Annotated in this window: 16 protein-coding genes; 4 read left to right on the top strand and 12 right to left on the bottom strand. The window is 71.6% G+C overall.

Going from position 1 to position 26416, the window contains the following annotated elements; genetic code table 11:
• Positions 1-54 precede the first annotated feature (54 nt).
• Entirely contained in the window at positions 55-1677 is a 1623-nt protein-coding gene (locus WQ56_RS10270) for a family 43 glycosylhydrolase (RefSeq protein WP_047137021.1), read from the bottom strand.
• Between the two features lie 172 nt (positions 1678-1849).
• Here WQ56_RS10270 and WQ56_RS10265 point away from each other — a divergent pair, with 172 nt between their 5' ends.
• Positions 1850-2731 (top strand): methylglyoxal synthase, encoded by an 882-nt coding sequence (locus tag WQ56_RS10265; protein WP_047137020.1) that lies wholly within the window; start codon positions 1850-1852, stop codon positions 2729-2731.
• A 38-nt stretch (positions 2732-2769) separates the two neighbouring features.
• Here WQ56_RS10265 and WQ56_RS10260 read toward each other — a convergent pair whose 3' ends face one another.
• The 4 genes from WQ56_RS10260 to WQ56_RS10245 are packed head-to-tail and all read right to left on the bottom strand — an operon-like array spanning position 2770 to position 6389.
• Positions 2770-4056: a TRAP transporter large permease gene (locus WQ56_RS10260; protein ID WP_047137019.1), complete on the bottom strand. Its 1287-nt coding sequence runs from the start codon at positions 4054-4056 to the stop codon at positions 2770-2772.
• A gap of 1 nt (position 4057) precedes the next feature.
• Positions 4058-4576 (bottom strand): TRAP transporter small permease, encoded by a 519-nt coding sequence (locus tag WQ56_RS10255; RefSeq protein WP_047137018.1) that lies wholly within the window; start codon positions 4574-4576, stop codon positions 4058-4060.
• Positions 4577-4608: 32 nt separating this feature from the next.
• A complete protein-coding gene (locus tag WQ56_RS10250) occupies positions 4609-5601 on the bottom strand; it encodes a TRAP transporter substrate-binding protein (protein WP_047137017.1) in 993 nt (330 codons plus the stop codon).
• Positions 5598-6389: a 2-keto-4-pentenoate hydratase gene (locus WQ56_RS10245; protein WP_047137099.1), complete on the bottom strand. Its 792-nt coding sequence runs from the start codon at positions 6387-6389 to the stop codon at positions 5598-5600. The genes WQ56_RS10250 and WQ56_RS10245 overlap by 4 nt, the downstream gene beginning before the upstream one ends.
• A gap of 199 nt (positions 6390-6588) precedes the next feature.
• On the opposite strand from WQ56_RS10245, the gene WQ56_RS10240 reads away from it, so the two are divergent.
• The gene (locus tag WQ56_RS10240) at positions 6589-7548 is read left to right on the top strand and encodes an alpha/beta hydrolase (RefSeq protein ID WP_047137016.1); all 960 of its coding nucleotides are present in this window, start codon (positions 6589-6591) and stop codon (positions 7546-7548) included.
• Entirely contained in the window at positions 7545-9140 is a 1596-nt protein-coding gene (locus WQ56_RS10235; RefSeq protein ID WP_047137015.1) for a carboxylesterase/lipase family protein, read from the top strand. The genes WQ56_RS10240 and WQ56_RS10235 overlap by 4 nt, the downstream gene beginning before the upstream one ends.
• A 311-nt stretch (positions 9141-9451) precedes the next feature.
• Here WQ56_RS10235 and WQ56_RS10230 read toward each other — a convergent pair whose 3' ends face one another.
• The 5 genes from WQ56_RS10230 to WQ56_RS10210 form a co-directional block, all read right to left on the bottom strand.
• On the bottom strand, positions 9452-13264 hold the full coding sequence (locus tag WQ56_RS10230) for a LamG domain-containing protein (RefSeq protein ID WP_231583399.1): 3813 nt from the start codon (positions 13262-13264) through the stop codon (positions 9452-9454).
• A gap of 63 nt (positions 13265-13327) precedes the next feature.
• On the bottom strand, positions 13328-14398 hold the full coding sequence (gene pelA, locus WQ56_RS10225) for a pectate lyase (RefSeq protein ID WP_047137013.1): 1071 nt from the start codon (positions 14396-14398) through the stop codon (positions 13328-13330).
• Complete coding sequence (locus tag WQ56_RS10220) at positions 14395-15309, bottom strand: pectinesterase family protein (protein WP_052772958.1); 915 nt, start codon at positions 15307-15309, stop codon at positions 14395-14397. Before WQ56_RS10220 ends, pelA begins: the two co-directional genes overlap by 4 nt.
• Positions 15310-15367: 58 nt before the next feature.
• Positions 15368-18505: a TonB-dependent receptor gene (locus WQ56_RS10215; RefSeq protein WP_082132334.1), complete on the bottom strand. Its 3138-nt coding sequence runs from the start codon at positions 18503-18505 to the stop codon at positions 15368-15370.
• Between the two features lie 287 nt (positions 18506-18792).
• Positions 18793-21543: a TonB-dependent receptor gene (locus tag WQ56_RS10210; RefSeq protein ID WP_047137011.1), complete on the bottom strand. Its 2751-nt coding sequence runs from the start codon at positions 21541-21543 to the stop codon at positions 18793-18795.
• A 203-nt stretch (positions 21544-21746) separates the two neighbouring features.
• On the opposite strand from WQ56_RS10210, the gene WQ56_RS10205 reads away from it, so the two are divergent.
• Entirely contained in the window at positions 21747-22772 is a 1026-nt protein-coding gene (locus tag WQ56_RS10205) for a sugar kinase (protein ID WP_047137010.1), read from the top strand.
• Between the two features lie 97 nt (positions 22773-22869).
• Here WQ56_RS10205 and sppA read toward each other — a convergent pair whose 3' ends face one another.
• Positions 22870-24765 carry a signal peptide peptidase SppA gene (sppA, locus tag WQ56_RS10200; protein WP_047137009.1) on the bottom strand — a complete coding sequence of 632 codons (1896 nt, stop codon included), beginning with the start codon at positions 24763-24765 and terminating at the stop codon, positions 22870-22872.
• Between the two features lie 123 nt (positions 24766-24888).
• The gene (locus WQ56_RS10195) at positions 24889-26268 is read right to left on the bottom strand and encodes an MATE family efflux transporter (RefSeq protein WP_047137008.1); all 1380 of its coding nucleotides are present in this window, start codon (positions 26266-26268) and stop codon (positions 24889-24891) included.
• Positions 26269-26416 lie beyond the last annotated feature (148 nt).

The raw sequence follows: 26416 nt of genomic DNA, 5'->3' as shown, positions 1-26416 counted from the left end.
GGTTTCCATTCTAGCGGCAGTTCCGTGGCCCCACCGTGCGCCGCCCGACCGCGTTCAGTCGAGGGCGCGGTAGCGGAAATCGCGGAAATGCACCTTGCCCTCGCCGGCGGCGTAGATCGCCGGTTTCAGCGCCAGGAAGCCGCCGGCGACGTTGTGGTGGTAGCCCGAGACCTCCATCTGCGTGGGGTACTTCTCCCAGCTCCGGCCGTCGGCGCTGGTGTGGAAGGTGACGATGTGCCGGTCGTTGGTGACGCGCAGCCACAGCTTGCCGCCCTTGCCCGGCGGCAGGCCGCCGCTGGGACGCTCCAGACCGTAGCGGTGCATGATCGTGCGTTCGCCGTTGCTGCCCACGCCGACGTACAGGCGGTCGCTGTAGAACAGCAGCGCGCCGCCGACCGCGCCCGGCTCGATCTCCATCTCGACCTCGAACTGGTAGGCCTTGTCGCCGGCGATCGCGGTCAGTGGGGAGGCATCGCGCGGGGTGCGGCCCTTGCCCTGCAGCGTCAGCGTGCCGTCGCCGAACGCCAGGCGTGCGTACTCGTCCGGAGCCGGGTCGAAGAACGACCACTGGTGGCCCAGGCGGCCACCGCGGAAATCGTCCGACAGCGCCATGCCGTGCTCGCCGACCGAGGTCCCGCTGGGCTTGGCCAGCGGCTGGCCGAGGTCGCCGCCCTTGGCCACGAACCAGCCGTCGTCGGTCCATTCGATCGGCTCGAGCAGCGCCTGGCGGCCGAGCGTCCAGTAGCCGTTCTCGTAGCCGTGGTAGATCATCCACCAGCGGTCGTCGGTGCCCTCGATCACCGTCGCGTGGCCGCGCGACCACCACGGCTCGCTGCGGTCGACGGTGCGCACGATCGGGTTGTGCGGCGAGTTCTCCCACGGGCCGTGGATCGAGCGCGAGCGCGCGGTGATCACCATGTGCCCGGTCGGCGGGCCGGCGGTGCCGCCCACCGCGGTGGTCATGTAGTACCAGTCGCCGCGCTTGTGGATCTTCGGACCCTCCTGCGCGTAGGCCTCGACGTCCCAGTCCTTCGGATACTGCCAGCCGTCGTAGACGTGCCTGGGCTCGCCGACGACCGACAGGCCGTCGTCGGACAGCTGCACGTAGTCGCCGCCGCTCAGGAACAGGTAGCGCTTGCCGTCCTCGCCGACCGCGTGGCCCGGGTCGATGTAGCGGCCCAGCCCGATGTCGACCGGCTCGCTCCACGGCCCGCGGATGTCGTCGGCCCAGACCACGTAGTTGCTGCGTTCCGCACCTTCCGTACCGCCGGTGCGCGCCGGGAAGTAGATGTAGTAGCGGCCTTCGTGCTTGACGATGTCCGGCGCCCAGATCGAGCCGACGTTCTTGGTGATCGCATGGCCCAGCGGCTGCCAGTTCACCAGGTCGCGCGAGTGCCAGACCGGCAGGCCGGGATAGGCGTCGAACGAGGACAGCGTGAGGTAGTAGTCGTCGCCGTCCTTGAGCACCGACGGATCGGGACGGTCGCCTGCGAACACCGGGTTGAGGAACGTGCCGTCGCCCAGGTCGGCCTTGCGCTGGTGCTCGATGCCGCGCGCCCAGGCCTGGCTGGCGGGGACGGCGGCGGACGGGACGGGCGGCGCGGCGGCGACGCCTGCGGCAAGGCACAGCCCGGCCGCGCAGACGGCGACCAGGAACGGGGAACGGCGCGAACGCATTCGCTTCTCCTCGGGGGTGGCGTGAACGGGAGGGTGCACGGGACGCGACGCGTCGATGACACCGATGGTCAATCGACCGTAGCAGAGCGCGCCGCTGCGTGCATCCTGCACTGCGGCACGCGCGCCAGACCGTGCTAGCGTGCAGCGCTCCCGCCGCTGCCCCGGAGCCCCGATGCGACTCGGACTCGCCGCCAACCGACGCCACCACGCCGACCGCGATGCCGCGCTGTTCCGCTGGCTCGAGGCCAGCGGCGCGGGCATCCGCGAGCTGGACATCGCCCTGCACGTGGTCGGCCGCACGTTCGACGCGATCGCGCGCCAGCGCGCGCTCGACGGCCACGCGGGGCTGCACCGCTACCCCTACGGCCGCGAGGGCGGGCTGATGAAGCTCGTCGCCGAGGTCGTGGGGCTGGGCGACGGTCGCACGCTCGACGGCGTGGTCTACCTGATCGATCCGGTCGACCCCTCGTCGATCTTCCCCGAGGCGGTCGCGCTCAAGCGCCAGTGCGTGATCCAGGGCAAGCCGTTCCTGTCGACCGTGGCCTCGGCGCGCGACTGGATCGAATGCGAGCGCATCCATGCCCGCCTGCCGCCCGATCCCGGCGCCGACGACCTGCACGCGTTCGAGGCGCAGACCGTCGCGCTGATCGCGCACGACGCGATGAAGCCGCAGATGCTCGACTTCGTCGATCGCCACTTCGAACTGCTGTCGCGCTTCGACGCGCGCGTGGCCACCGGCACCACCGGCCAGCGTCTCAACGAACTGGCCTGGCGCCGGGGCTGGCCGGTCGGCGAGGCGTGGGCGCAGCGTTTCAACAGCGGGCCGCTCGGCGGCGATGCGCAGATCGCCGACCTGGTGCTCGACCGCCGTTGCCGGCGCGCGATCTTCTTCGAGGATCCGCACGTCGCGCGCCAGCACGAGGCCGACATCCAGCTGCTCGAACGCGCGGTCACGACGGTCACCGACGACGTCGCGTGCCTGACCTCGCCGCAGGTCGCCGAGCGCTGGGCCCGGGCCGCCGCGCGCCGCGCCGAGGCGCGGCGGGCGACGTAACGTTCCGGCCCCGGCGGGCAGGCCCGGCGTGTGGTTCCTCAGCCCGCGCGCAGCACCCCCGGCAGCCACAGCGACAGGCCAGGGAACAGCGCCACGATCAACAGCACCACGAGGCCCGCGATCCAGAAGGGCCAGATCGAACGCATGCTCTCGACCACGCTGATCTTGCCGATCGCCGTGCCGATGAACAGTACCGATCCCACTGGCGGCGTCACCAGGCCCAGGCCACCGGCCAGCACCAGCACCAGGCCGAAATGGATCGGATCGATGCCGTAGGCGCGCGCCACCGGCAGGAAGATCGGCGTGCAGATCAGGATCAGCGGCGCCAGGTCCATGAAGGTGCCGAGCAGCAGCAGCACCAGGATGATCATCAGCAGCACGGCCAGCTTGCTGTGCGCGAACGACTGCAGGAAATCGACCGCGGCCGACGGCACCTGCAGGTAGGCGAGCAACCAGCCGAACACCGATGCGGTGGCGATGACGAACAGGATCACCCCGGTGCTGCGCGCCGCGTGCACGATCGTCGCCCGGAACTCGGCCAGGCGCAGCTGGCGGTACAGCACGATCGTCACCAGCAGTGCGTACACCACCGCCACGGCCGCGCTCTCGACCGCGGTGAAGATGCCCATGCGGATGCCGACGAAGATCAGCGCGACCAGGCCCAGGCCCGGCAGCGCCGACACCAGCCGCACCAGCACCGCGCGCCAGCCAGGGAAGATCTCCACGCCGTAGCCGCGCCGGCGGGCGACCAGGTAGCCGGTGAGCATCAGCGCCACCGTCATCAGCAACGCCGGCGCGATGCCGGCCGCGAACAGGTCGGCGATCGACAGCCCGCCGCCGGCCGCGGCCGTGAACAGGATCAGGTTGTGCGACGGCGGCACCAGCAGCGCGACCAGCGCCGCGGTGATGCTGACGTTGACCGCGAAATCGCGGTCGTAGCCGCGCTTGACCATCTGCGGGATCATCGTGCCGCCGACCGCCGACACGTCGGCGATCGCCGAGCCCGACACGCCGCCGAAGAACAGCGACGAGAGCACCGACACCTGGCCCAGGCCGCCGCGCATGCGTCCCACCAACGACGAGGCCAGCGAGATCAGGCGCTCGGAGATGCCGCCGCGCATCATGATCTCGCCGGCGAAGATGAACAGCGGAATGGCGATCAGCGAGGCCGAGCCGATGCCCGCCGATACCTGCTGCACCAGCACGATCGACGGCAGGTCGAGATACAGCAGCGTCGCTAGCGCGGCGGCGGCGAGCGCGAACGCCACCGGCACGCCGAGCATCAGCAGGACGGCGAAGACGAAGAACAGGATCGCGATACCCATCTCAGCGGCCCTCCCCGGCCGGCGCGGCGCGCAGCGCGCCGATGAAGCGGTCGAGCGAGAACAGCGCCATCAGCGCGCCGCCGATCGACAGCGGCAGGTAGTTGATGCTCTGCGGCAGGCGCGCGCCGGCCGCCTTGATGTGCAGGCCGTCGAGCAGCAGCACCGCGCCCCACCAGGCCAGCACCGCGCCGATCGACAGCACGATCAGCGGCACGACCAGATCGACCAGGCGACGGATCGCCGGACGCATGTGGTCCTGCAGCAGGAAGAAACCGAAATGGCGGTTGGTGTGCACGCCGGCGGCCGCGCCCAGGCTCATCGCGATGCTGAGCAGCAACAGCGTGACCGGTTCGGTCCAGCTGGGCGAATCGTTGATCACGTAGCGGGCGAACACCTGCCAGCCCTGCACGACGACCAGCCCGAACAGGGCGATCGCCGCGACGGCAATGACGACGTCGGCGAGTCGGTCGAGCGCGCGCCTGGGGGCGCCATCGGACGAGAGGGTCGTGTCTTCGGACATCGTGGATTCCGTTCTTGGCGGGACGTGTGCGGTCAGGCCGACTGGCGGATGCGCGCGTAGAGGGCCTGGAGCTCGGGCTGGTGCAGGTAGCGTTCGCGCAGCGGCGCGGCGGCGGCACGGAATGCCGTGGTGTCGACATCGTTGAAGGCGATGCCGTAGTCGGCGACGGCCTGTCGCGCCGCGCCTTCCGACGCGTCCCACAGCCGGCGCATCACCGGCACCGACGCACGTGCGGTGTCGATCAGCAGGTCGCGGTCGGCCGGCGCCAGCGATTCGAGCGAGCGGCGCGAGATCAGCAGGATGTCCGGGGCGTACGAATGCTCGCTCTGCGACCAGTAGCGCGCCGCCTCGAAGTGGCGGCTGGAATGGAAGCTGCGCATGTTGTTCTCGGCGCCGTCGATCATGTGCGTCTCCATGCCCGAGAACGTGTCGCCGAGCGACATCGGCGTGGGATTGGCGCCGAGCAGCCGAATCAGATCGATGAACATGTCCGACGAGGCCACGCGCAGCTTCAGGCCGCGCAGGTCGGCGGGCGTGCGGATCGCGTGGCGGGTGTTGTAGAAGCAGCGCGCACCGCTGTCGTAGACCGCAAGGCCGATCAGGTCGCGGGTGCCGAAGCCGTCGAGCACGGTCTGGGCGACGCCGGCGTCGAGCGCATGGCGCATGTGCTCGACCGAATCGAACGCGTAGGGCAGGCACAGCGCGGTGGTCAGCGGGAAGGCGTTGTTGAGCGCACCGGCGTAGACACGGGTGATGTCGATCGCGCCGAAGCGGGCCATGTCGATCGCCTCGGCCTCGCGCCCGAGCTGGCCGGAATGGTACTGGCGCAGGCGCACCCGGCCGCCGGTCGCGCGCTCGAGCGTCTCGCCGATCCACTTCACCGCCTCGACCGTCGGATAGCCGGCGACGTGCACGTCGGTCGCGGTCAGCACGGTCGCGCCGTCGTCGGCGCGCAGCGCGGCCGGGACCAGCGGCGCCGCGCACAGCGCGCCGAGCCCGGCCAGGAAACCGCGACGCGTCGTCATGCGCCGGCCTCCGGCGCATCGGGCGCGGCGGCCTCGACGTCGGCGGCGATCGTGCCATGGCCGTCGAAGACCACTTCGGCGCGCTGCCCGGGCGCGACGTCGTGGATACCGGTGGCATTGCCGGTCGCGATCAGCTCGCCCCGACGCAGCGGCCGGCCGCGCCGCGCCGAGCGCGCCAGTGCGAACGCGAACGCCGCGCGCAGGCCGCCAGGCAGCGTGGTCGCGCCGCCGGTGCCGACCACCGCGCCGTCGACGCGGCTCTCGACCTGCAGCCCGGCTTCGTCCAGGCCGGTCCAGTCCGCGATCTCGCCGCCGACAACCAGGCCGTTGTTGTTGCCGAAGTCGGAGATCACGACGCGCGGGCCGAGGACGTTGATCGTCGCCAGCGGACTGCTGGCGACCTCCAGGCCGACGAACAGCGTCGCCGGATGGGCGGCCGCCTCCTCGGGCGTCCAGTCGAGCTTGTCGGCCGGCGCGTCGGCCTCCAGGCGCAGTACGTATTCGGCCTCGATCGCGCCGAAGCCGCCGGAGAACACCGCGATGCGCGTGGCCGGCCCGGCCTGCTGCAGGTTGCGCCGGAAGATCGGGCCGAGCAGGCGGTCGTCGCCCGAGGCGTCGCGCCGCTCGGCGGCGATGTAGCCGACCTTCCAGCCGACGACCTCGTCGGGCCAGGCCGCGATCGCGGCGTCCTGCACGGCGTAGGCATCGACCAGCGTGTCGGGGATCGGCCCGGGGAAGTCGGGAAGCGAGGCGCCGTTGCGTCGTGCGTGCAGGAACGCGTCGACGATGCCCCGGGTCGTGTCCGCAGGTGCGTCCTGCGCGGTCGGATGCGCGGTGCCGTTGTTCAAACTCGATCTCCTGGCCTGGTCGTTGCTGCGCCGCAGAACGCGGCCGCTGGGGATGTCTTGTAAGGTAAACCGGTGTCATCTTCAATGTGCAGCGCGGCAAAAACGCCGCCCGGCCATCCTGACCAAGGGGGGAGCACCCATGTCGCGCAGCGTCGTCCGCCCGCTTCGGGGTCTGCTGCTGGCGCTGTGCGCGCACGCGGCGCTGACCGCGCCCGCCACCGTTGCGGCGCACGTGCCGACGATCGCGCTGTGGCCGGCGACGCCATCGCCGGGCGGAGGCGACCGCATCACCGAACGCAGCGCCGACCCGACGCGCCCCGACCGGATCGTCGAGGACGTGCGCACGCCGCAGCTCACGGTGCATGCGCCCGCGCGGCCCAACGGTGCGGCGCTGCTGGTCGTGCCCGGCGGCGGCTACGCGCGCGTCGTGCTCGACAAGGAGGGCACGGCGCTGGTGCCGGCGTTCGTGGACGCGGCCGGCGTCACGTTGTTCGTGCTGCGCTACCGGCTGCCCGATCCGCGCCACGTCGAGGGTGCCGACGCGCCGCTCGCCGATGCGCAGCGCGCGATGCGGATCGTCCGCGCCCGCGCGGCCGAGTTCGGCGTCGATCCGGCACGCATCGGGGTGATGGGGTTCTCCGCCGGCGGCCACGTGGCCGCGCGCCTGGCGACCGAACCGGCGCCGGCCTACGCGCCGGTCGACGCGATCGACCGGGTCGACTGGCGGCCGGACTTCGCGCTGCTGGTCTATCCCGTGATCTCGATGCGCGACGGCCTCGCGCACACCGGCTCGCGCGCGCGCCTGCTGGCCGCGAGCCGCGAGCCGGCCGATGTCGCCCTCGCCCGTCTGTCGCCCGAGCGCCATGTCGACGCGCGCACGCCGCCGCTGTTCCTGCTGCATGCGCAGGACGACGCGGCCGTGCCGGTCGGCAACGCGCTGGCGATGCACGCGGCCGCCCTCGAAGCCGGCGTACCCGCGTCGCTGCATGTGTTCCCCACCGGCGGCCACGGCTTCGGCGTGCGCGACGCGCACGGACCGCTGGCGCGCTGGCCCCGCCTCGCCCTCGACTGGATCGACAGCCGCCCCGCCCGCCCATGACCGACGCCCTGACCGACCCCCACCGCCGCCGCTGGCTCCAGGCCGGCGCGCTCGCCGGCGCCTTCGCCGCCCTGCCCGCCGCCCTGGCGGCCAACCCGCGCACGACCGTCGCCCGCGTCGCCGGCGGCCGCATCGGCGGCGCGATCGAGGACGGCGTGCACGTCTTCCGCGGCGTGCGCTACGGCGCCGACACCGCGCCGCGCCGGTTCATGCCCGCTGCCCCCGCGCCGGCCTGGCGCGGCGTACACGACGCGCTAGACTACGGCGCGTCCGCGCCGCAGCGCGGCGGCGACGGCCCCGGCAGCGAGGACTGCCTGTTCCTCAACGTCTGGACGCCCGGGCTGCGCGACGGCGCGCGCCGTCCGGTGCTGGTCTACATCCACGGGGGCGGCTTCACCACAGGCTCGGGCAGCGACCCGCTCTACGACGGCGGCCCGCTGTGCCGCCGCGGCGACGTCGTGGTCGTCACGCTCAATCATCGCCTCAACGCGTTCGGCTACCTGGCGCTGCGCGATCTCGGCGGCCCGGCGCTGGCGCAGTCGGGCAACGTCGGCCAGCTCGACCTGGTGCAGGCGCTGCGGTGGGTCGCGGCGCACGCGGCGGAGTTCGGCGGCGACGCCGGCAACGTCACGCTGTTCGGGCAGTCGGGCGGCGGCGCGAAGATCGCCACGCTGATGGCGATGCCGGCCGCGCGCGGGCTGTTCCACCGCGCGTGGACGATGAGCGGGCAGCAGGTCACCGCGGCCGGCCCGCGGGCCGCCGCTCAGCGCGCCCGGCTGTACCTCGACGCGCTGGGCGTGGCGCCGGCGGACGTCGAACGCCTGCGCACGCTGCCGATGCAGGCGCTGCTCGACGCGCAGCGCACGCGCGACCCCTCGCGCGTGGAGGACAGCAGCCTGTACTTCGGCCCGGTCGTCGACACGGTGACGCTGCCGCGTCATCCGTTCTGGCCCGACGCGCCGTCGCAGTCGGCCGGCATCCCGATGGTGATCGGCAACACCCGCGACGAGACGCGCGCATTCCTCGGCCACGATCCCGCCAATTTCGCGCTGGACTGGGACACGCTGCCCGACCGGCTGCGCACGCAGCAGTTCGTCGATCTCGACCCGGCGGTCGTGATCGCCGAGTACCGGCGGCTGTATCCGGACTACACGCCGTCGGAGGTGTTCTTCGCCGCGACGACCGCGGGCCGGTCGTGGCGCGGCGCGGTCGAGGAGCTGGAGGTGCGCGCCGTGCAGGGCCGCAACACCTGGGCCTACCAGCTGGACTGGTACCCGCACGGCGGCGAGCGGCTGCGCGCCTTCCACACCCTCGACATCCCGCTGGTGTTCGGCACCGTCGATGCGCCGGGGGCGAAGACCGGCACCGATGCGCGCGCCCGTGCGATGGCGACGACGATGCAGGGCGCGCTGCTGGCATTCGCGCGCAGCGGCGACCCGAACCACGCCGGTCTGCCGCGCTGGGCGCCGTATTCGCTCGAACGGCGCGAGACGATGGTGTTCGATGCGCCTTCGCGCCTGATCGACGACCCGCGCGGCGGCGAGCGCCGGCTCTACCGGCAGGCGCCGTTCGTGCAGCGCGGCACGCAGTGACCGCCCGGGCGCGGGCGCCGGCGCAGCGCTAGACCACGCCTCACTCGATCGTCGGGGCCGCCGGCCGCTGGTGGCTGTTCTAGGAGCTGTCGGGCCGCCCCCCTGGGCAACGCCAAGGTCGCCGAGAGGCCGCACGACCCCGACGGCCGCATCCCGCAGGATCGACCCGTTCGTGCGTTGACCTGAGGCAGCGACGCCCGCGCGCCCGGCCCTCGAACGCAGGACGCACGATCGATCTCCCGCGCCGCGGCTGCCTGCCGCGGCCGGCGCTGCGGGTGGTGGCGCAGTGCCGGCCGTCGGGCAGTCCCGTTTCACGGCACCGGCGCGACGTTGTTGAGCCGCGTGACCTCGTCGGCATCGCCGGGCAGCGCCACGCGCACGCGTGCGCCGTCCGGGAGGCGCCCCCCGCCGGGCTGCAGGCGTACGGTCGCGTTGCGGGGCTGCAGATCGCGCGGCGCCGCGAGTGCCGGAATCTCGGCGCGGGCGAGCTCGCGGCCCTGCGCATCCTCGAGGATCGCCACGCCGCCCGGCGCATCGGCATGGCCGAGGCTGTGCACCGTCGCCTCGACCGCGCCGTCGACCACGCGCACGTCGCCGCGGCCGATGCCGAGGTCTGCGCGCATCTCGACCGGCGTGCCGGCTTCGATCCGTTCGAACTCGAACACCTGCGTGGCCCCCGGCGCGAACGCCAGGTCGACCGACGCACTCGATTCGAGCCGGACCTCGCGCGTCTGCCCGCGGCCGTCGATGGTCTCGTCGCCGTTGCGGTCCACGCCGCTGGTGATGCGCCAGCGGCCGGGCGCGACGTTCCAGCCGGTCATCGCCGCGTGCGCGGTGTGCGTGCCGGTGTTGTGGGCGATCACCTTGAAGGCCTCGCGCGAAGGGGCCGAGACCAGCAGTGCGACAGCTTCGGCCTGCGCGTCGTCGGCGAAGCGCCAACTCACGGTGTGGCCGGGATACGTGGTGTTGCGACGCAGGGCCAGACCACCGAGACGCGCGCGCTGCAGGAACTCGCTCGGCGCCTCGACCCGGTCCGACCACCAGTGGCCCTCGGTGTTCATGTACTCGCGCTGCGCCTTGGCCTGGATGCCCTCGGCATGCAGCGCCTCGAGATAGCGCTTGTCGCCGGTCTGCTGCCAGGCGAACACGCTCTGCACGCCGGTCTCGCCCTTGTCGGCCGACTGCAGCAGGCGCTGCCCCCAGTCGCCGCGCCGGTCCAGCGCGTCGACGTAGTTCTCCGCCAGGTTCGACAGCCCGGCCGGGCCGCTGCGCTCGACCCGGTACTCGATCGGCCGCAGGTACTTCGCGTCCTGCGTCCAGCGCCAGGCCGCCCAGAACAGGTGCATCGTGTCGCCGCCGCCCGAGCCGTCGAACAGGTCGCCGCCGCGGCGCTCGCCGGTGGCCCAATTGATCTCGTTGGGCAACTGCCAGGCCCCCTTGTCGTCGGTGTACGCGTGGGCGAGATAACCATCGGCCAATCCGGTGATCATCGACCGGCTGGTCGGGTCTGCATTGAACACGCCGAGCACGAACGCCGGGTGCAGCACCGGGAACGAGTACGGCTTCTGCCACTGCCAGCGCGGCTCGCGGTAGACCTTGCGCCCGCCGAACCAGTTGCTCGAGAACAGCCGATGGCCCTGCGGATTGCGCAGCACGATCTTCTCGTCGAGGTCGCGCACCGTCTCCATGAGCCGGGTCATCGTCAGCGGATCGCCCCAGTTGAGCAGGGCCATCGCGCTGTTGGTATTGATGCCTTCCTCGTAGGCGTGGAGTTCGTCGGTCTCGATCGTCGACAGCCCGCCGGCGAACATGCCGTTGGCGTAGGCCGCGTCGGCCAGCGCGGTCAGCGAGGCGTTGAGCTTGTCGGGCAGCACGCCCATCAGCGCCAGGCCCGGCCACTGCTGCGACAGGTCGCTGTCGTCGGAGATGCCGCCGCCGAAATCGCCGAACGCGACCTGGCGCTCGTCGATCCACCATTGAACGAAGCGCCGCACGGCCTTGAGGTCCTCGAGCTGGCGGAACGCCCACAGCGGCACGCCCGCCGGCGGCTCGGGCTGCACGAACGGCGGCCGGCCCTGGCTGTTGTAGCTCATGTAGGTCCAGTACAGCCGGCCCAGCGCGTGGTCCGGGTCCACGCGCAGCAGATCGCTGATATCGGCGTAGGCGCGCGCGTAGAGCCGCTGGCGCTTGGACGTGGTGTGCTCCTCGACCAGGAAGCCCCAGTTGTCGCGCACCTGGTTGAAGCGGTCGGCGACGTGCTCGGCCAGCGCCTCGGCGCGCGGCTTGTAGACCATGCGGATCTGCGCGCCGTCGAGCGCGGCGGCGTCGAAGCCCGGCGCCGCCGAGGCGATGCTGATCCACAGGCTGTCGTCGGTGAGGATGCGGTCGCGCAGGTCCAGCCACAGCGTGCGCGCCTGCCCGGGACGCACGGAGACCGAGACGTCGATCATGTCGCGCGCCGGCCAGATCGGGTCCTTGACGCGGATGTTGAGCGGGATCGCGCCGGTGCCGTCGACGGTGTGCGTGGCCGGCAGGTCGAGCGCGGGCAGGTCGATCGCGATGCCATCGAGCCCGTCGTACATGTTCTCCCAGCTGTGCGCCCAGCTGCGGATCAGCGGCTGCGCGGCGGGCGCATCGCCGATGCCCGACGGGATCAGCACGTGTACCACCGGCTGCCGCGGTCCGGCGCCGGCAGCCGCCGGTGCCCGCGTGCGGAACGCCGCGCGACCGGGCAGCGCGATGACCGTGCTGCGCTCCTCCGGTGCGAAACGCCCGTCGATGTGCGCGCGCAGGCCGGCCAGGTTCGTGTAGTCGACCTCGGCGTCGCTGCGTACTGTGTAGACCTGCCGGACCGTGCCTTCCGGCTCGGCGGCCTCGCTGACGTGGTAGGCCCAGATCTCCTGGATCGGGGTCTCCTGCGCGACATTCTCGAACCGCAGGTGGCCTCCGCGGCGCACCGGGATGTCGTCGACGCTGCGCACCACGCCCTGCGGGCGCTCGAACAGCGGCTGCAGGGTGTCGGCACCGTCGCCGGCGAGCGCGCGGCCGTAGGCGGCGCCGCGGATCTCGACGCGGTTGACCGGCTCGTCGGGCAGCGTCAGGTCGAGCGCGCGTCCGCCCTCGACGTAGGTGTCCCAGTCGGGCAGCTGGAAGTAGTCGTTGCGCCCGCGCAGCCGCGAGCGGTTGTACACGCCGGGCCACGTGGTCTCGGCGATGCCGTCGGTGGCCTTCCACATCCACTGCTTGAGGTCGCGCGTGTCGGCGAACTCGACCTTGCGGATCGTCGTCGTGGCGGCGGCCAGCAGCGGCGGCGCCGCGCCGTCCTGCCAGCCGTGGCGGAACAGCCAGGCGGCGTGGCGGTCGGCGGGCGCGACCGACGTGGTCGGCGCCGCGAACGCGCGCACGGCCTGGACGCCGGCGGCGTCGAGCATGCGGTCGTGGATGCGGATGTCGTCGAAGTCGCTGCCGCGCAGGAAGTTGTAGCGGCTCTGCACCTGGTGCGGTGCGAGCACGCGCGCGGCCAGCCCGAACTGATCAAGCCCGGCGTCGTAGTCGAAGCCCGCCTGCGCGTTCGCCGGCCGCTCCTCGCGCGCGACCTCGTGCCCGTCCACGTACAGCCGCACGCCCAGCGTCTCGTCCCAGCCGAACGCGATGTGGGTCCAGGCATCGGCGGCCGGCGGTGTTTCCATGCGGAACGACACCCGCGAGCGCGCGAGGTTGGCATCGGTCACGAACGCGTCGAAGCCGTGGCCGTTCCAGTCGATCCGCAGCCAGGCCATGTCCCAGCTCGAATGGTCGGCATAGCCGACGCGGAAGATCACGAACGGTGCCTCGCCGACCGGATCGCGCGACCGCCAGAAGAAGCTCAGCGTGCCCCGCTGGGCGTCGATGTTGCCCGGCGCGTCCCACGACAGCACGCCGTCGTCGTCCCATTCGATCGCCTTGCCGCGCACGCCGTCGTTGACCAGGCGCACCTTGTCCTGGAAGTTGGGCACGGCCTCGCCTGCGGCGACGTCGGCGGCCAGGCCGCGGTCGGCCGAGACGTGGAACAGCAACCGCGGCGCCTGCGCGGCATGCGCGGCGGCGGACAGGCCCAGCGCGCACGCGCACGCCAGGACTCGCATCGACATCTGGTTCAAGCCTTTCCCCTCCCTCGACAGCGATGCGCCGGCCACGGCCGGCGCGCGTTACGGATTGTCGGCCGGCGCCGCGCCCGCCGCACGCGCGCGCCAGGCCGGCAGCGCCTCGTGCAGCAGCGGCGCCGGCCAGGTGCCATACCAGGCATAGCCGGTGCGCCGCTCGGCGGACAGCTGCGCCAGCGACGCGACGACGACGCCGCCCCGGTCGACCAGCAGCGGCCGCTGGCGCGACAGATCGTAGAAGCGCGCCCAGGTCGTCGTGCCCGGCTGCGCGACCAGCCGCACGTCGCGCGGCCGGGCGCCGGCGCGGCCGATCCGCTCGACGGCGGTGTCGGCCAGGCCGTGCTTGGCGAACCACGCGCACGCCGCCTCGATCGCCGCGACGATGCGCGGCGACGGGGCAGGCTGGCGCATCAGCAACCGGACGATGCCCACCGACTCGGCCGTCGCCAGCGACGGCAGCTCGTAGCTGCGCGCGGTCGCCGGCTGCAGCGTCGCCGGGTCGTACTGCGCCGCCCAGATCGTCGGCACGTCGTCGATGCGCACCTGCAGGTCGAGGATCAGCGCGATCGCGCGATCGACCGCGCCCCGCGCGGCCTGCCCGCGCGCCGGCGTCAACGCGGCGAGGTCGCCCTGCCCCTCGGCGATGTCCTGCAGCAGGCCGACTGCACGCGTCATCGCGTAGTCGTTGAACGTCACCTGCGCGCGGTAGCCCGAGGTGTCGGGATGAAACTGCGGCCAGCCGCCGTTGGCGTACTGCGCGGCCAGCAGGTAGTCGACGCCACGCACCGCCGCGTCGCGGTAAGCCGGGTTGCCGGTCCGGCGCCAAGCGCCGGCCAGGTGCGCGATCTCGCGCACCGTCGCGTCGTTGTCGAGCGTCGCGTCGTCCGGACGGTCCGGCCGGTCCAGGGCCGCGCGGTCCCGGTCGTCGAACGGCCGCGCGTAGTCGAGCGCACGCCCGGCCAGCGTCTTCGGCCAGCCGCCCGACGCGGTCTGCACCTGCAGCATGCGCTCGGCCTCGGGGTCGGTCGCCGGATCGTTCGCCGCGGGCGGCGACGCGGTCGCCAGCTGCGCCACGATGGCCAGCGCGGCGGCGAGCAGCAGGCACAGGCGTTTCATTCGAACGGACTCCAGCCCGCGAGCACCTCGGCCGCGTCCGGCACGCGATCGACCGGCCGTCGCCAGGACACGCGGCCCGCGATCGCGGCGCCCGGCCCGTCGTTGCCGATCTCGGAAAAGCGCGCGGTGGCCCGGCGCTCGGGTCGGCCCCAGTCGTGCCAGCCTTCGGCCGGCACCGGCGCCTCCAGCGTGCAGCCGGCGAACAGCACCGCCGCATCCGCCCGCCAAGGCCGGCCCAGGTGGACGCGGCGCACGCCGGGCGCCGCGGTCAGCCGGCAATCCCGGAACACGAAGCCGTGCGCGGCCCCGGCCGGCGTCGAGGCGGCGGTGACGTAGCCGTCGCCGACCGAGTGCAGCGTGCAGCGCTCGAACAGCGCGGTCGCGCCGCCGAACACGTAGTCGACCGTGCCCTCGATGCGGCAGTCGCCGAAGTACGCCAGCGCGCCGCCGGTCCGCAGGTACAGCGTGTCCTGGTGGCCGAGCAGGTGGACGTCGCGGAACGCCGCGCGGGTGCCGTCGACCACCAGCGCCACCGCCTGCCCGACCGGGCCGGCGTCGTTCGCGATCGTCAGTGCTTCGGCGCTGAAATCGTCCGCGCGCACGAACATCGTCGCCGAGCCGTAGGTGCCGAACGGCTGGCCGGTCGCCGGGTCGATGCGGGCCGCGAAATGGCCTTGGACGAGCCGCGTGCGCGTCGCGCCCGCGCCGACCATGCGCAGCGGCGGCGCCCCGGGCGGCACGTCGACGACGCCGCGCCAGGTGCCCGCGCCGATCCGGATCGTCGCCGGCCCGGCCGCCGCGACCGCTGCATCGACCGCGGCCTGCACGTCGCCGAAGCCGCCGTCGCCGACGACGAACACCCGCTCCCCGGCCCCCGCCGTCGCGCAGGCCAGCAGCGCGGCGACGGCCACGATCCCGCCACGTCGCCGCGCCCGCCTCAGCGGCGGACGCAGGCGGCGCGGGGCGGCGTCAGAAGCGATAGCGGGCACCGACGTAGTACTGCCGGCCGGTCACCGTGTAGCGATCGGGCAGCATCAGGTCCGAGTCGACATAGCGGCGGTCGGCGGTGTCGAGCAGGTTGATCGCCTCGAACGTCAGGCTCAGCTTGTCGTTGACGCTGTAGGACATGTTGAAGTCGACGTTGCGCACGCTGTGCTTGCCGGTCACGTCGGCCGTGCCCAGCTGGTTGCCGTCGAGGTCCCAGACGTTCTCGCGGCTGAGGATCTCGCCGATGTAGCCGTCGCGGTAGCTGGTGGACACGCGCGCGCTGAAGCGACCGTCGTCGTAGTACAGCGTCGCGTTGTACGAGTTGGGCGACAGGTTGACCAGCTGGTTCTCGGTCACCGTGGTCACGACCGTGGCATTGCTGTTGGCCGCGGTGCTGAACATGTACTCGATGTCCGAATCGACGTGCGTGTAGTTCATCTGCACGCCGAAGTTGCGCCAGAAGCCCGGCAGGAACGAGAACGGCTGCTGGTAGGTCAGCTCCCAGCCCTTCAGCGGGCCGCCCGGGGTGTTGTAGTAGCTCTGCACGTTGAAGATCGTCTCGGGCGTGAAGCCCGGCGGCAGCAGGTCGAGCGCATAGCCCAGGTCCGACCACGTGCTCAGCAGGCGGGTGCGCTGCACGTAGCTGTCGATGTCCTTGTAGAACACCGCCGCCGACAGCAGCGCGCCCTCGGCGAAGTACCACTCGGCGCTGAGGTCGTAGTTGGTCGAGCGGAACGGGTCGAGCTTGGGGTTGCCGAGGTTGATCGAGAACACCCGGCCGTCGTCGAAGAAGTTGGTCGGCCCGCCGCTGACGCTCGGCGACATGTAGGTCAGCGTCGGCCGGGCCATCGTCTTGGCGGCGCCGAAGCGCAGCACGAAGTTCTCGGTCAGGTCCCACGACAGGTTCAGCGACGGCAGCACGTCGGTGTAGCTGTGGCCGACCGTGGTGCCGACCAGCAGGCGCTCGCCCGCATCGGCGGTCGCGCTGGCGACGCCGAAGAAGCTCTGGCAGTTAGCCTCGCCGCCGGCCGGGCACGGGGCCCAGCCCGACGCGTCGATCTGGGTCTTGACCACGCGCACGCCGACGTTGCCGCGCAGCGCGCGGTCGAGCAGGTCGGTGTTGAAGTCGAGCTGGCCGTAGACCGCCATGCTGCGCTCGGTGACCTCGAAGTTGTTGTTCGACGAGCCGAAGTGGCCGATGCCCGCGAGCCGGTAGTCGCCGCCGGGCACGCCGTTGTCGGCGCCGCTGTAGATGTCGAGCAGGTCGGCGATGCGGTCGAAGTCCGGGATCAGCCACGAGGCGGGCATGCTGCCCGAGAGGTTCTTGCCGAAGCCGTCGAGCGTCGTGCTCAGGTCGCCCAGCGACACGCCGGCGGGCAGCGCCTGCGGCAGGCGCCCGTAGCTGATGTGCCGGTACTCCTCGCTGCGCATCTCGTAGTCCTTCCACGCCAGGCCGGTGCGAAAGGTCAGGCTCGGATTGAGGTCGAAGGCCAGGTCCACCTTCGCCGTGTCGAACACGTTCTCCACGTAGTTCGGATTGAGCCGCACCTCGCTGATGTTGGCACCGCGCGCGGTGCCGTTGGCGTTCACCGGCACCGCGCCGTAGCCCAGCCACGACCAGGCGTCGGCGCTGCTGGTGTCGAACGGGAAGGTCATGCTCGGCATCTGCGGATCGCCGCGCATGTCGAGCACGAAGCCGTCGAGGTTGGCGTTGTCGAAGCTGACCATCGAGAACACCGGACGCGCGTAGTCGGACGAGGAATGCCCGATCGTCGCATCCAGGCGCACCGCGTCGTTGAAGCGGTGCTCGAGCTGCAGGCTGAACTGCTTGAACTCGGTCGATTCCTCGATCTGGCTCGACTCGGTGCGGAAATCGACGTTGTCGAAGACCCCGTAGACCAGCCGGTTGCGGTCGTCGACCTGGGCCTCGCGCACGACGATCTGGGTCTTGCCGCCGAGATTGGCCGCCCGGTGCAGGTTGGCGCCGAGCGAATCCTCGCGCTGGTCCTTGTCGAGCTTGGAGTACATCGCGTCGAAGCTCAGCAGGGTGTCGTCGCTGACCCGGAACTGCAGCGCGCCGGTCACGCCGAGGCGCTCGATCTCGTGCTTGGTGCGGATGTAGCGCGGGTAGCGCGGGATCCAGGCGTTGGTCGCGGTCTCGTAGGCGTCGATGTTCGCCTGCGAGCCCTCGGGACGCGGCAGCCCGGTGCCGCAGTTGGCCGCGTCGACACCCCAGGTGCCATAGCCGTTGTTGCTGCTCGGGTTGCCGAGCTCGCCAGCGGTCGGATTGCGCGGCGTCTGCGGGTCGTAGCCCATGGGCGAGCAGAAGCCGTAGGTGCCGTTGTTGTTGGCGTTGGACTGGTTGGAGTTGCGGTGGTTGCCGTGCTCCCAGCGCACCGGGTTGTAGCCTTCCTCGAAGATCGTGCGCTCGCTGTAGGACGCCGACAGCAGCGCGCCGACGCGGCCGTCCGCCCAGGTGTTGCTGATCAGGCCCGAGACGCGCGGATCGCTCTCCTCCGAGAGCTGGTTGTAGCCCAGCTGCCCGCTGGCCGAGGCGCGGAAGCCGTCGAAGTCGAACGGGCGCGAGCCGCGCAGGTCGACCGTCGAGCCCAGCGAGCCCTCGTCCATCTGCGCCGACTGGGTCTTGTTGACCTTGACCTGGCTGAAGAGCTCGGACGCGAACGTGTTGAAGTCGAACCCGCGCGAACGGTTGACGCCGGCGCTGCCGCTGCCGGCCGTCGCCAGCGCTTCGAGTCCGTTGAGGCGCACGCGGGTGAAGTCCGAGCCCAGGCCGCGCACGGAGATCCGCTGGCCCTCGCCGCCCTCCCGGTCGATCGAGATGCCGGCCACGCGCTGCAGCGATTCGGCGAGGTTCTGGTCGGGGAACTTGCCGATGTCCTCGGCGAAGATCGCATCGACCTGCTCGACGCTGTAGCGCTTCTCGTCGAGCGACTTCTGCAGGCTCTCGCGATAGCCGGTGACCGTCACCGCGGCCATGTCCGACACGTGGCCGGCACCATCGCCGGTCTGCTGGGCGAACGCGGGGGCGGACAGCGCCACGGCGATGCCGGCGGCGAGCAGGGAAACCGGTGTCTTCCGGCGATCGGGCGTGCAGTGCATGGTGGGCTCCTCCCCAGGGCGTGCTCGGACAGGAGGTCGCTCAGCGCGTCCTCCATGCAAATGACACCGATGGTCATTCGAGGGGCCGAACGGTAACAGCGCTGACACGAACGATGCATCTTGCAGCGCAGCAAGACGGCTCGCCGGCGGTCCGTCGCTTGCCGTGTCGATGGCGAGCTCGATGTCGCAGCTTGCCCGGCGACACAACTCGGCCGCAGCTCTGCCCCGATCCCCACAAACGAACGGGGCGGCCCGAAGGCCGCCCCGTCGCATCGCACCGCGATGGATCAGAACTTGTAGCGCAGGCCCATCAGGTACTGCCGGCCGGTCTCGCTGTAGTCGAGCGGCAGGCGCGAGGCCGCACCGATCCAGGTTTCCGAGGGCTCGTTGGTGAGGTTGATGCCTTCCAGGCTCAGTTCGATCTGGTCGCTGATGCGATAGCGCAGCGACGCATCGATCGTCGTGGTCCCTGTCTGCCCATGCACGTCCTCGGTGAAGCCCGCTTCCTGGCCCGGCACCTGGATCAGGTAGTCGTCGCGGTTGGTCGCCGACACGCGTCCCGAGAAGCTCTCGCCCTCGTAGAACAGCGTCGCGTTCCATGACGTCTTCGACGAGCCGAGCAAACGCTCGCGCAACGAGGTCGCGCCGCTCGCCGTCACATACTGGATGTCGGTGTCGACGTAGGTGTAGTTTAGCTGCACGCCGAAGTTGCGCCAGGCACCGGGCAGGAACGTGAAAGGCTGAACATAGTTCGCCTCAAAGCCCTTGAGCGGGCCACCAGGTGTGTTGAGCGGCACGCTGAAGACAAAGTCGTCATTGACAGTCGCCCCCGTTCCTTCGAGCAGGCTGGCCGGCAGCCCGCTCGACGCGTAGCTGCGCACCTCTCGGAATGGTTGGATGGTCGTCTTGAGATCCTTGTAGAACAAGCCCAGACCGAGCATCGCACCTTCGTCGAAATACCATTCGAAGCCCAGATCGGCGGTGTCGGCGCGGATCGGATCGAGTGTCGGGTTGCCACCGCTGACCGTCCGGGCGCCGCCGCTGACATTGACCGTGACGCCCGGCGTCAGCGAGCCCAGCCCCGGCCGCGACATCACGCGTGCGGCGCCGAAGCGGATCAGGAAGTCAGGCGCGATCTCCGCGACGAGGTTCATCGACGGCAGCGTGTCGCTGTATTCGCGCGACACCGTCGAGGCGACCGGCGTGCCGCTGGCGGTCGCGATGCCGGTCGAGGACTGCTTGGTGCGCACGTAGCGCACGCCGAAGTTGCCCGAGAACGGGATGCTGCCCAGGTCGGTCGAGAACTCGCCCTGCAGGTAGATGCCGCGGTCCTGCTCCTCGACGCTGCGGGTGTTGACCGCGCGCTCGGTCAACGCGAAGGTGCCTTGGCCGCTGTAGATGCCGAAGTAGTCGGCGATGCGCTCGTAGCTGGGGATCACCCAGCGCCCGGGCGACCCCTCGATACCGCTCAGCCCCCCCGTGCTGGTGAGGTCCGGCGGCACGATCGCGCTGCCGTCGCCGAAGCCGGGAACGGCACCTTCCGAGTTGCGGCGCAATTCGCGGGTCGAGAACGCGTAGTCCTTCGCCTGCACGCCGCCCTTGAGGCGGAACCCGGGGCTGATGTTCCAGTTGAAGTCGAGTTGCGCGCTGTCGAACTCGTTCTCGACGTACTGGGGCCGCAGGCGGATCTCGGCGAGCGTCCAGCCGGTCGGATCCAGCGGATCGATGCCGTAGTTCAGGACCGGCCGGTAGGGATCGCCGCGATAGTCGTAGCTGTACCCGTCGACGTCGACCTTGTCCATGATGATCGTGGTCTGGATCGGGTTCTCGTGCTCCGACTTCGACGTACCGAGCTTGCCCGACAGGGTGAAATTGTCGGTAACGTCGAACTTGCCGTCGAGCGTGAGCTGGGTGAAGACGGTGTTCCACTCGTCGTGGCGGTTCTCCGAGCGGATGTCGACGTTGTCGAACTGGCCGTAGACCAGTGCGCCGCGTCCGTCGACGACGCCGTCGCGGACGATCGTCTGCGGCTTGCCGGTGCCGCTGCGACTGAAGGAGATCGCCTCGATGTACTTCTCGTCGCGCTCGGCGTCGATCTTCGAGTACAGGCCGTCGAGCGAGAACTCCATGCGGTCGTTCGGCTTGAACTGCAGCGAACCGGTGACGCCGGTGCGTGTCTGGTCGTGCTCCATCCGGGTATAGCGCGGGAAGCGGGGATGGAAGACGTTGGCGCCGAGGGCTTCGGTGAACGGCGAGCCGGGCGCGAAGCCGCCGTTGCTCGGTCCATTGGCCCAGCGCCCGGTGCCGCTGCCTTCCTCGATGGCCTGCCGCTCGCTGTAGGCGACCGACAGCAAGGCACCGAAGCGGCCGTCTGCCCAGGTGTTGGCGACCAGGCCGGCGACGCGCGGGTCGGCCTTCGCCGCCATGTCGTTGTAGCTCGCCTGGCCGCTGGCGACGACGGTCAGACCGTCGTAGTCGAACGGGCGTGCGGTCCGCAGGTCGACCGTGGCGCCGAGCGAGCCTTCCTCGACCTCCGCCGACGCGGTCTTGCGCACGATCAGCTGCGAGAACAGGTCGGAGGCGAAGACGTTGAAATCGAAGCCGCGCCCGCGGTTGGAACCGCCGCTCTGGTCGGACGCACCGACGGTCGTCAGCGCCTCCATGCCGTTGATGCGCACGCGGGTGAAGTCCGGCCCCAGGCCGCGCACGGTGATCTGCCGGCCCTCGCCCGCGTCGCGCGCGATCACCACGCCGGGAATGCGCTGCAGCGATTCGGCGAGGTTGAGGTCGGGGAACTTGCCGATGTCCTCGGCGACGATCGCATCGACCACGCCGGCCTCGCCGCGCTTGATGTCGAGCGCCTTCTCCACGCTCGCGCGGTAGCCGACCACTCGCACCGTGTCGAGCTCGGCCGCCTGCTCGCCGGTGCCCGCCGGCTGCTGCGCGAGCGCCGGGAAGGCGGCCGCCTGCAGCGCCAGCGCGATCCCCGTCGCGAGCAAGGTAACCGGTGTCTTTTTCGAATCGACCCACTGCCTCATGTACGTTCCCCTCCCAAGGTACCCGGTACGTGGTATGGCGCGTCTTGACTGCGATGGCGCGCTTGATATGGTGTTGCCGGCGCCGGAATGACACCGCGGGCCAAACGCTATCAGAAGGCCGTTTGCGAAGCATGCTGCGGCGCGACAGACTTTCCCGTTCCGCCGGGCGCCAGGCGCCGGCCCGCACCGAAGGCACCCGCTCCATGGGCAAGCGCATCCTCTGTTTCGGCGAACTGCTGCTGCGCCTGGGCGCCCCCGGGCGCGAACCGCTGCTGCAGACCCGGCAATTGCAGGTCCACGTCGGCGGTGCGGAGGCCAACGTCGCGGTCTCGCTCGCGCGGTTCGGGCACGACAGCGCGTTCGCCGGTACCGTCGCCGACAACGCGCTCGGCGAGGCCGCGCTCGGCGAACTGCGTCGCCATGGCGTCGACGTCTCGCGCGTGCGCCGCGTCGCCGGCCGCATGGGCCTGTACTTCCTGGCGACCGGCGCGGGCCTGCGGCCCAGCGACGTCGTCTACGACCGCGCCGACTCGGCGTTCGCGCGGGCCGCGCCCGACAGCTACGACTGGCAATCCATGCTCGACGGCATCGACTGCCTGCACGTCTCGGGCGTGACGGCCGCGGTCGGCCCGACCGGCGCGCAGGCCGCGGCCGAGGCGTTCGTCGCCGCACGCGCACGCGGCGCGCTGGCGTCGTTCGACGGCAACTTCCGTCCGAAGCTGTGGGCGACCTGGAACGACCGCCCCGCACCGCTGCTGCACGCGCTGCTGGCGCAGGCGGACATCGCCTTCATCGACCACCGCGACGTGGACCTCGTCCTCGGCCCGGCGAACGACAAGGCGGCGTTGCCGGCGGCCGAGCGCACGGTCGCCGCCGCAGCGCGCGCCTTCGCGCACTTCCCGCACCTGCAGCGGATCGCCTGCACCCAGCGCGAGGTCCGCAGCGTGGACGCGCACACGCTCGGCGCGCTGCTCGTGCACCGCGACGGCACTGTCCACCGGATCGACCCGTTGCCGGTCGAGGGCATCGTCGACCGCATCGGCGGCGGCGACGCGTTCGCCGCCGGCGTGCTGCACGGCGTGCTGTCGGGGATGGCCGATGCGCAGGCGCTGGCGTTCGGCCTGGGCGCGGCGCGACTCAAGCACAGCGTGCCGGGCGACTTCAATCTCGTCGGGCCGGACGACGTCGCCGCGCTGGTCGACAGCGGGCGCCTGGACGTCAGGCGCTGACCGAAGAAAAAGGGGTCGGCGTGCACGTTCCAATCAGTGCGCGCCGACCCCGATCGAGCGCGTCCCGTCGGGAAGCGCACCGTTTTTTGCGGGCCCGCTACAGCTCGCAGAAGCAGTAGGCGACCGCCTTGACCGGCTTGCCCGGCACCGGCGTCATGACGCTCTCGAGCAGGCGCAGGTCCTGCTCGGCCCGCGGCACCGCACGGGCGAGCAGCCCGCGCGCAAAGTCGCTGTGGCCAACCAGCAGGCCGCCGGCGCGGCTGCCGACCAGGCCGGTCAGGAAGCGCCCGAACGGGGTCGCGGTCTTCTCGACGTAGCGCACGCGCCAGGCATCGGTGCCGAGGTCGGCGAGGTCGGCCGCCTTGGCGATCGCCGTGCGCAGCCCGCCGAGCTCGTCGACCAGGCCGCGGTCGAGCGCCTGCGTGCCGCTCCAGACCCGGCCGCGGGCGACGGTGTCGATCTCCTCGCTGCTGCGGCCTCGCGCGTCGCCGACCTTGCCGATGAAGTTGCGGTAGCCGCGGTCGATGATCGCCTGGATCGCCTGCCCGGCCTCGGGCTGCAGCTCGCGCGACAGATCGAACGCCCCGGCGAAGCGGGTCGTGCCGACGCCGTCGGTACGCACGCCGATCTTCTCGAGCGTGCGCGGGAACGTCGGCACCAGCGCGAAGATGCCGATCGAGCCGGTGATCGTCGACGCGTCGGCATAGATGCGGTCGGCGTTCATGCTGATCCAGTAGCCGCCCGACGCTGCGACGTCGCCCATCGACACCACCACCGGCTTGCCCTCGGCCTTGAGCGCGTCGACTTCGCGGCGGATCTGCTCGGACGCGAATACCTCGCCGCCGCCCGAGTCGACGCGCAGCACGACCGCCTTGACGTGGTCGTCCTCGCGCGCCTCGCGCAGCAGCGCCGAGGTCGACTCGCCGCCGATCGTGCCCGGCGGCTGGTCGCCGCCGGTGATGCCGCCCTCGGCGACGACGACCGCGACCTGCGCGCGGCGGTCGGCGGGACGCGGCTCGACGTGGGCCAGGAAGTCGCGCATCGCGACCTGCCGGAAGCCGCCATCGGCATCCTCGTCGGCGACGCCGCGATCGGCCAGCAGCTGCTCGACTTCCTCGAAGGTCTTCAGGCCGTCCACGTAGCCGTGGTCGAGCGCGTACTGCGCCAGGTCGCCCTGCGCGGCGGCGATGCCCGACGGCAGCGAATCGATCTCGGCATTGATCGCCTCGGGCGTCAGTCCGCGCGCCTTGGCGATGTCGGCCACGTGCCGCTGCCAGATGTCGTTCATCCAGTACAGGTCGGCTTCCTTCGACTCGGGCGAGGCGCCGTCGAGGATGTAGGGTTCGGCGGCGGACTTGTACTCGCCGACCTTGAACAGGTGCATGTCCACCGACAGCTTGTCGGCCAGCGCCTCGCGGTAGTACTGGCGGTAGCCGCTCAGGCCCTCGAGCATCATGCCGCCTTCGGGGTCGAGGTAGACCTCGTCGGCCTGCGCCGCGAGCAGGTACTGCTGCTGGCCGAAGTATTCGCCGAACGCGACCACTTGCTTGCCGGCCGCGCGCAGCTCGGCCAGCGCGTCGGCGATCTCGCGCATCGACGCGTAGCCCGAGAACGTCAGTCGGTCGGTGCGCAGCAGCACGCGCTCGATCCGCGCGTCCTGCTTGGCGGCCTCGAGCGCGCGCAGCACGTCGCGCAGTTGCACCTCGCCGGTCCCGCCGCCGCCGCTCTCGGCCAGCGCACGCATGAACGGATCGGTGCGGTACTGCTCGACCAGTTCGCCCTCCGGCGCGATCACCAGCGTCGTGCGGTCGAGCAGCGGCGCCTGGCGCGAGCCGCCGCCGACGATCGCCAGCAGCACCAGCAGCGCGAACAGGAACAGCAGGCCGAAGAACAGCAGGTTCAGGATCAGCCTGCGGATGAAGTTCATGCCGTCCCAGAGGCCGACGATGAAGCGCGACAACGGGGCGCGCGGGGGCTGCACAACGGTACTCATGCTCGATACGACTCCATCATCGGTAAGGGGACTGCGATCCGCGGCGGGCGCCGGCGGCGGGGCCGCGATCCGTCCCACCGCGGCAGCCTACCCGGGCGGCCCGGCGAATGCATGCGCCGGTGGTCACTGTGACCGCCGGCCGGGCAACGGCATCGCCACGCGCCGGCTGCTGCGCAGGAACCGCCCGCCCAGCAGCAGCGCCGCCACCGACAGGCCGGCGATCAGCCCCAGCCACATGCCCTTCGGGCCCCAGCCCAGCCCCAGGCCCAGGCCGGCCCCCAGCGCCATGCCCACGCCCCAGTAGGCCGCGGCCGCCAGGAACATCGGCACGCGCGTGTCCTGGAGCCCGCGCAGCGCGCCGGCCGACAGTGCCTGGATGCCGTCGGGGAACTGGAACGCCGCGGCGTACAGCAGCAGCGCGCCGGCCAGCGAGGCAACCGCCGCGTCCTGCGTGTAGGCCCGGACCACGTGGTCGTGGCCCAGCAGCAGCGCGATGCCCGACACCGTCTGGGTCGCCAGCACCAGCGCCAGTCCGGCGAAGCCGGCGCGGCGCACGCCGGCGCTGCCCAGGCCGCGACCGACCGCGTTGCCCACGCGCACGGTCGTCGCCTCGGCCAGGCCGAACGGCACCATGAAGCACAGCGCGGCGACGTTGATGGCGATCTGGTGCGCCGCGGCCTCGATCTCGCCCAGCCGGCCGATCAGCAGCGCGGTGACGACGAACAGGCTGCCTTCCATCGTCACCGTGACCCCGATCGGCAGGCCGGTGCGCAGCAGCGGCCCGATCCTCGACCAGCGCGGCGGGTCGAACCGCGCGAACAGCGCATAGCGGGCGAACCGCCGCGACACCGCGAGGTACAGCGCGAAGCCCGAGGCCTGCAGCCACATCATGATCGCCGAGGCCAGGCCCAGGCCGCCGGCCCCGCGCTCGGGGAACGGCCCCCAGCCGAACGCCAGCGCGTAGCCGGTCGGCACCAGCACCGCCAGGCCGCCGAAGCCGAACAGCATCGTGGGCAGCGTCCAGTGCACGCCGTCGCTGAGGTAGCGCATGCAGAAGTACAGCGTCAGCGCCGGCACGCCCCAGCGGATGCCGTGCAGGAACGCGGTCGCCCCGGGCACGATGTCCGGCGCGATGCCCAGCGGCCCGAGCGCGGGGGCCAGCAGCGTCAGCAGGCCGAACAGCAGCACGCCCAGGCCGGCCGCCAGCCACAGCGCCTGCCGGAACAGCGGGCCGACCTCGGCGTGGCGCCCTTCGCCGTCGAGCTGCGACACCGAGGGCGGCACCGCCATCAGCGTGCCCATCGGCACCATCAGCGGCAGCCAGAAGATCGCCGTGCCCACCGCGACCGCGGCCAGCGTGTGGGTGCCGTGGTGGCCGGCGATGACCGAATCGACGAAGCCGATCAGGCCGGTGGCGACGTGGCCTGCGACCAGCGGTGCGGCGAGGATGGCGGTCCGGCGCACTTCGTGGCCGAAGCGCGGGAGGGCGGGAGGGGAGGACATGGGACCGACTCTGGCGACTGCGGCCGCGCGTACGAAACCGATGCGTGCGCTGGCGCCGGGGCGCGCAAGGCGGCTATTTTACGGACATCGCGCGCATCCCGGGGGAACGGCCATCGGCCGGCGGGATCGGCGCGTGCCTTCCACCGCC

The sequence above is a fragment of the Luteimonas sp. FCS-9 genome, from assembly GCF_001014645.1.
In the GTDB taxonomy this organism is placed as follows: domain Bacteria; phylum Pseudomonadota; class Gammaproteobacteria; order Xanthomonadales; family Xanthomonadaceae; genus Luteimonas.
Note: the sequence above shows the minus strand (reverse complement) of the source record. Positions and strands in the feature narration are given on the sequence as shown.

What these genes read in the sequence shown, in the direction of transcription:
- WQ56_RS10270 (WP_047137021.1), bottom strand. Translation starts at nt 1,677, where the DNA reads ATGCGTTCGCGCCGTTCCCCGTTCCTGGTCGCCGTCTGCGCGGCCGGG.
- WQ56_RS10265 (WP_047137020.1), top strand. Translation starts at nt 1,850, where the DNA reads ATGCGACTCGGACTCGCCGCCAACCGACGCCACCACGCCGACCGCGAT.
- WQ56_RS10260 (WP_047137019.1), bottom strand. Translation starts at nt 4,056, where the DNA reads ATGGGTATCGCGATCCTGTTCTTCGTCTTCGCCGTCCTGCTGATGCTC.
- WQ56_RS10255 (WP_047137018.1), bottom strand. Translation starts at nt 4,576, where the DNA reads ATGTCCGAAGACACGACCCTCTCGTCCGATGGCGCCCCCAGGCGCGCG.
- WQ56_RS10250 (WP_047137017.1), bottom strand. Translation starts at nt 5,601, where the DNA reads ATGACGACGCGTCGCGGTTTCCTGGCCGGGCTCGGCGCGCTGTGCGCG.
- WQ56_RS10240 (WP_047137016.1), top strand. Translation starts at nt 6,589, where the DNA reads ATGTCGCGCAGCGTCGTCCGCCCGCTTCGGGGTCTGCTGCTGGCGCTG.
- WQ56_RS10235 (WP_047137015.1), top strand. Translation starts at nt 7,545, where the DNA reads ATGACCGACGCCCTGACCGACCCCCACCGCCGCCGCTGGCTCCAGGCC.
- WQ56_RS10230 (WP_231583399.1), bottom strand. Translation starts at nt 13,264, where the DNA reads ATGCGAGTCCTGGCGTGCGCGTGCGCGCTGGGCCTGTCCGCCGCCGCG.
- pelA (WP_047137013.1), bottom strand. Translation starts at nt 14,398, where the DNA reads ATGAAACGCCTGTGCCTGCTGCTCGCCGCCGCGCTGGCCATCGTGGCG.
- WQ56_RS10215 (WP_082132334.1), bottom strand. Translation starts at nt 18,505, where the DNA reads ATGCACTGCACGCCCGATCGCCGGAAGACACCGGTTTCCCTGCTCGCC.
- WQ56_RS10210 (WP_047137011.1), bottom strand. Translation starts at nt 21,543, where the DNA reads ATGAGGCAGTGGGTCGATTCGAAAAAGACACCGGTTACCTTGCTCGCG.
- WQ56_RS10205 (WP_047137010.1), top strand. Translation starts at nt 21,747, where the DNA reads ATGGGCAAGCGCATCCTCTGTTTCGGCGAACTGCTGCTGCGCCTGGGC.
- sppA (WP_047137009.1), bottom strand. Translation starts at nt 24,765, where the DNA reads ATGAGTACCGTTGTGCAGCCCCCGCGCGCCCCGTTGTCGCGCTTCATC.
- WQ56_RS10195 (WP_047137008.1), bottom strand. Translation starts at nt 26,268, where the DNA reads ATGTCCTCCCCTCCCGCCCTCCCGCGCTTCGGCCACGAAGTGCGCCGG.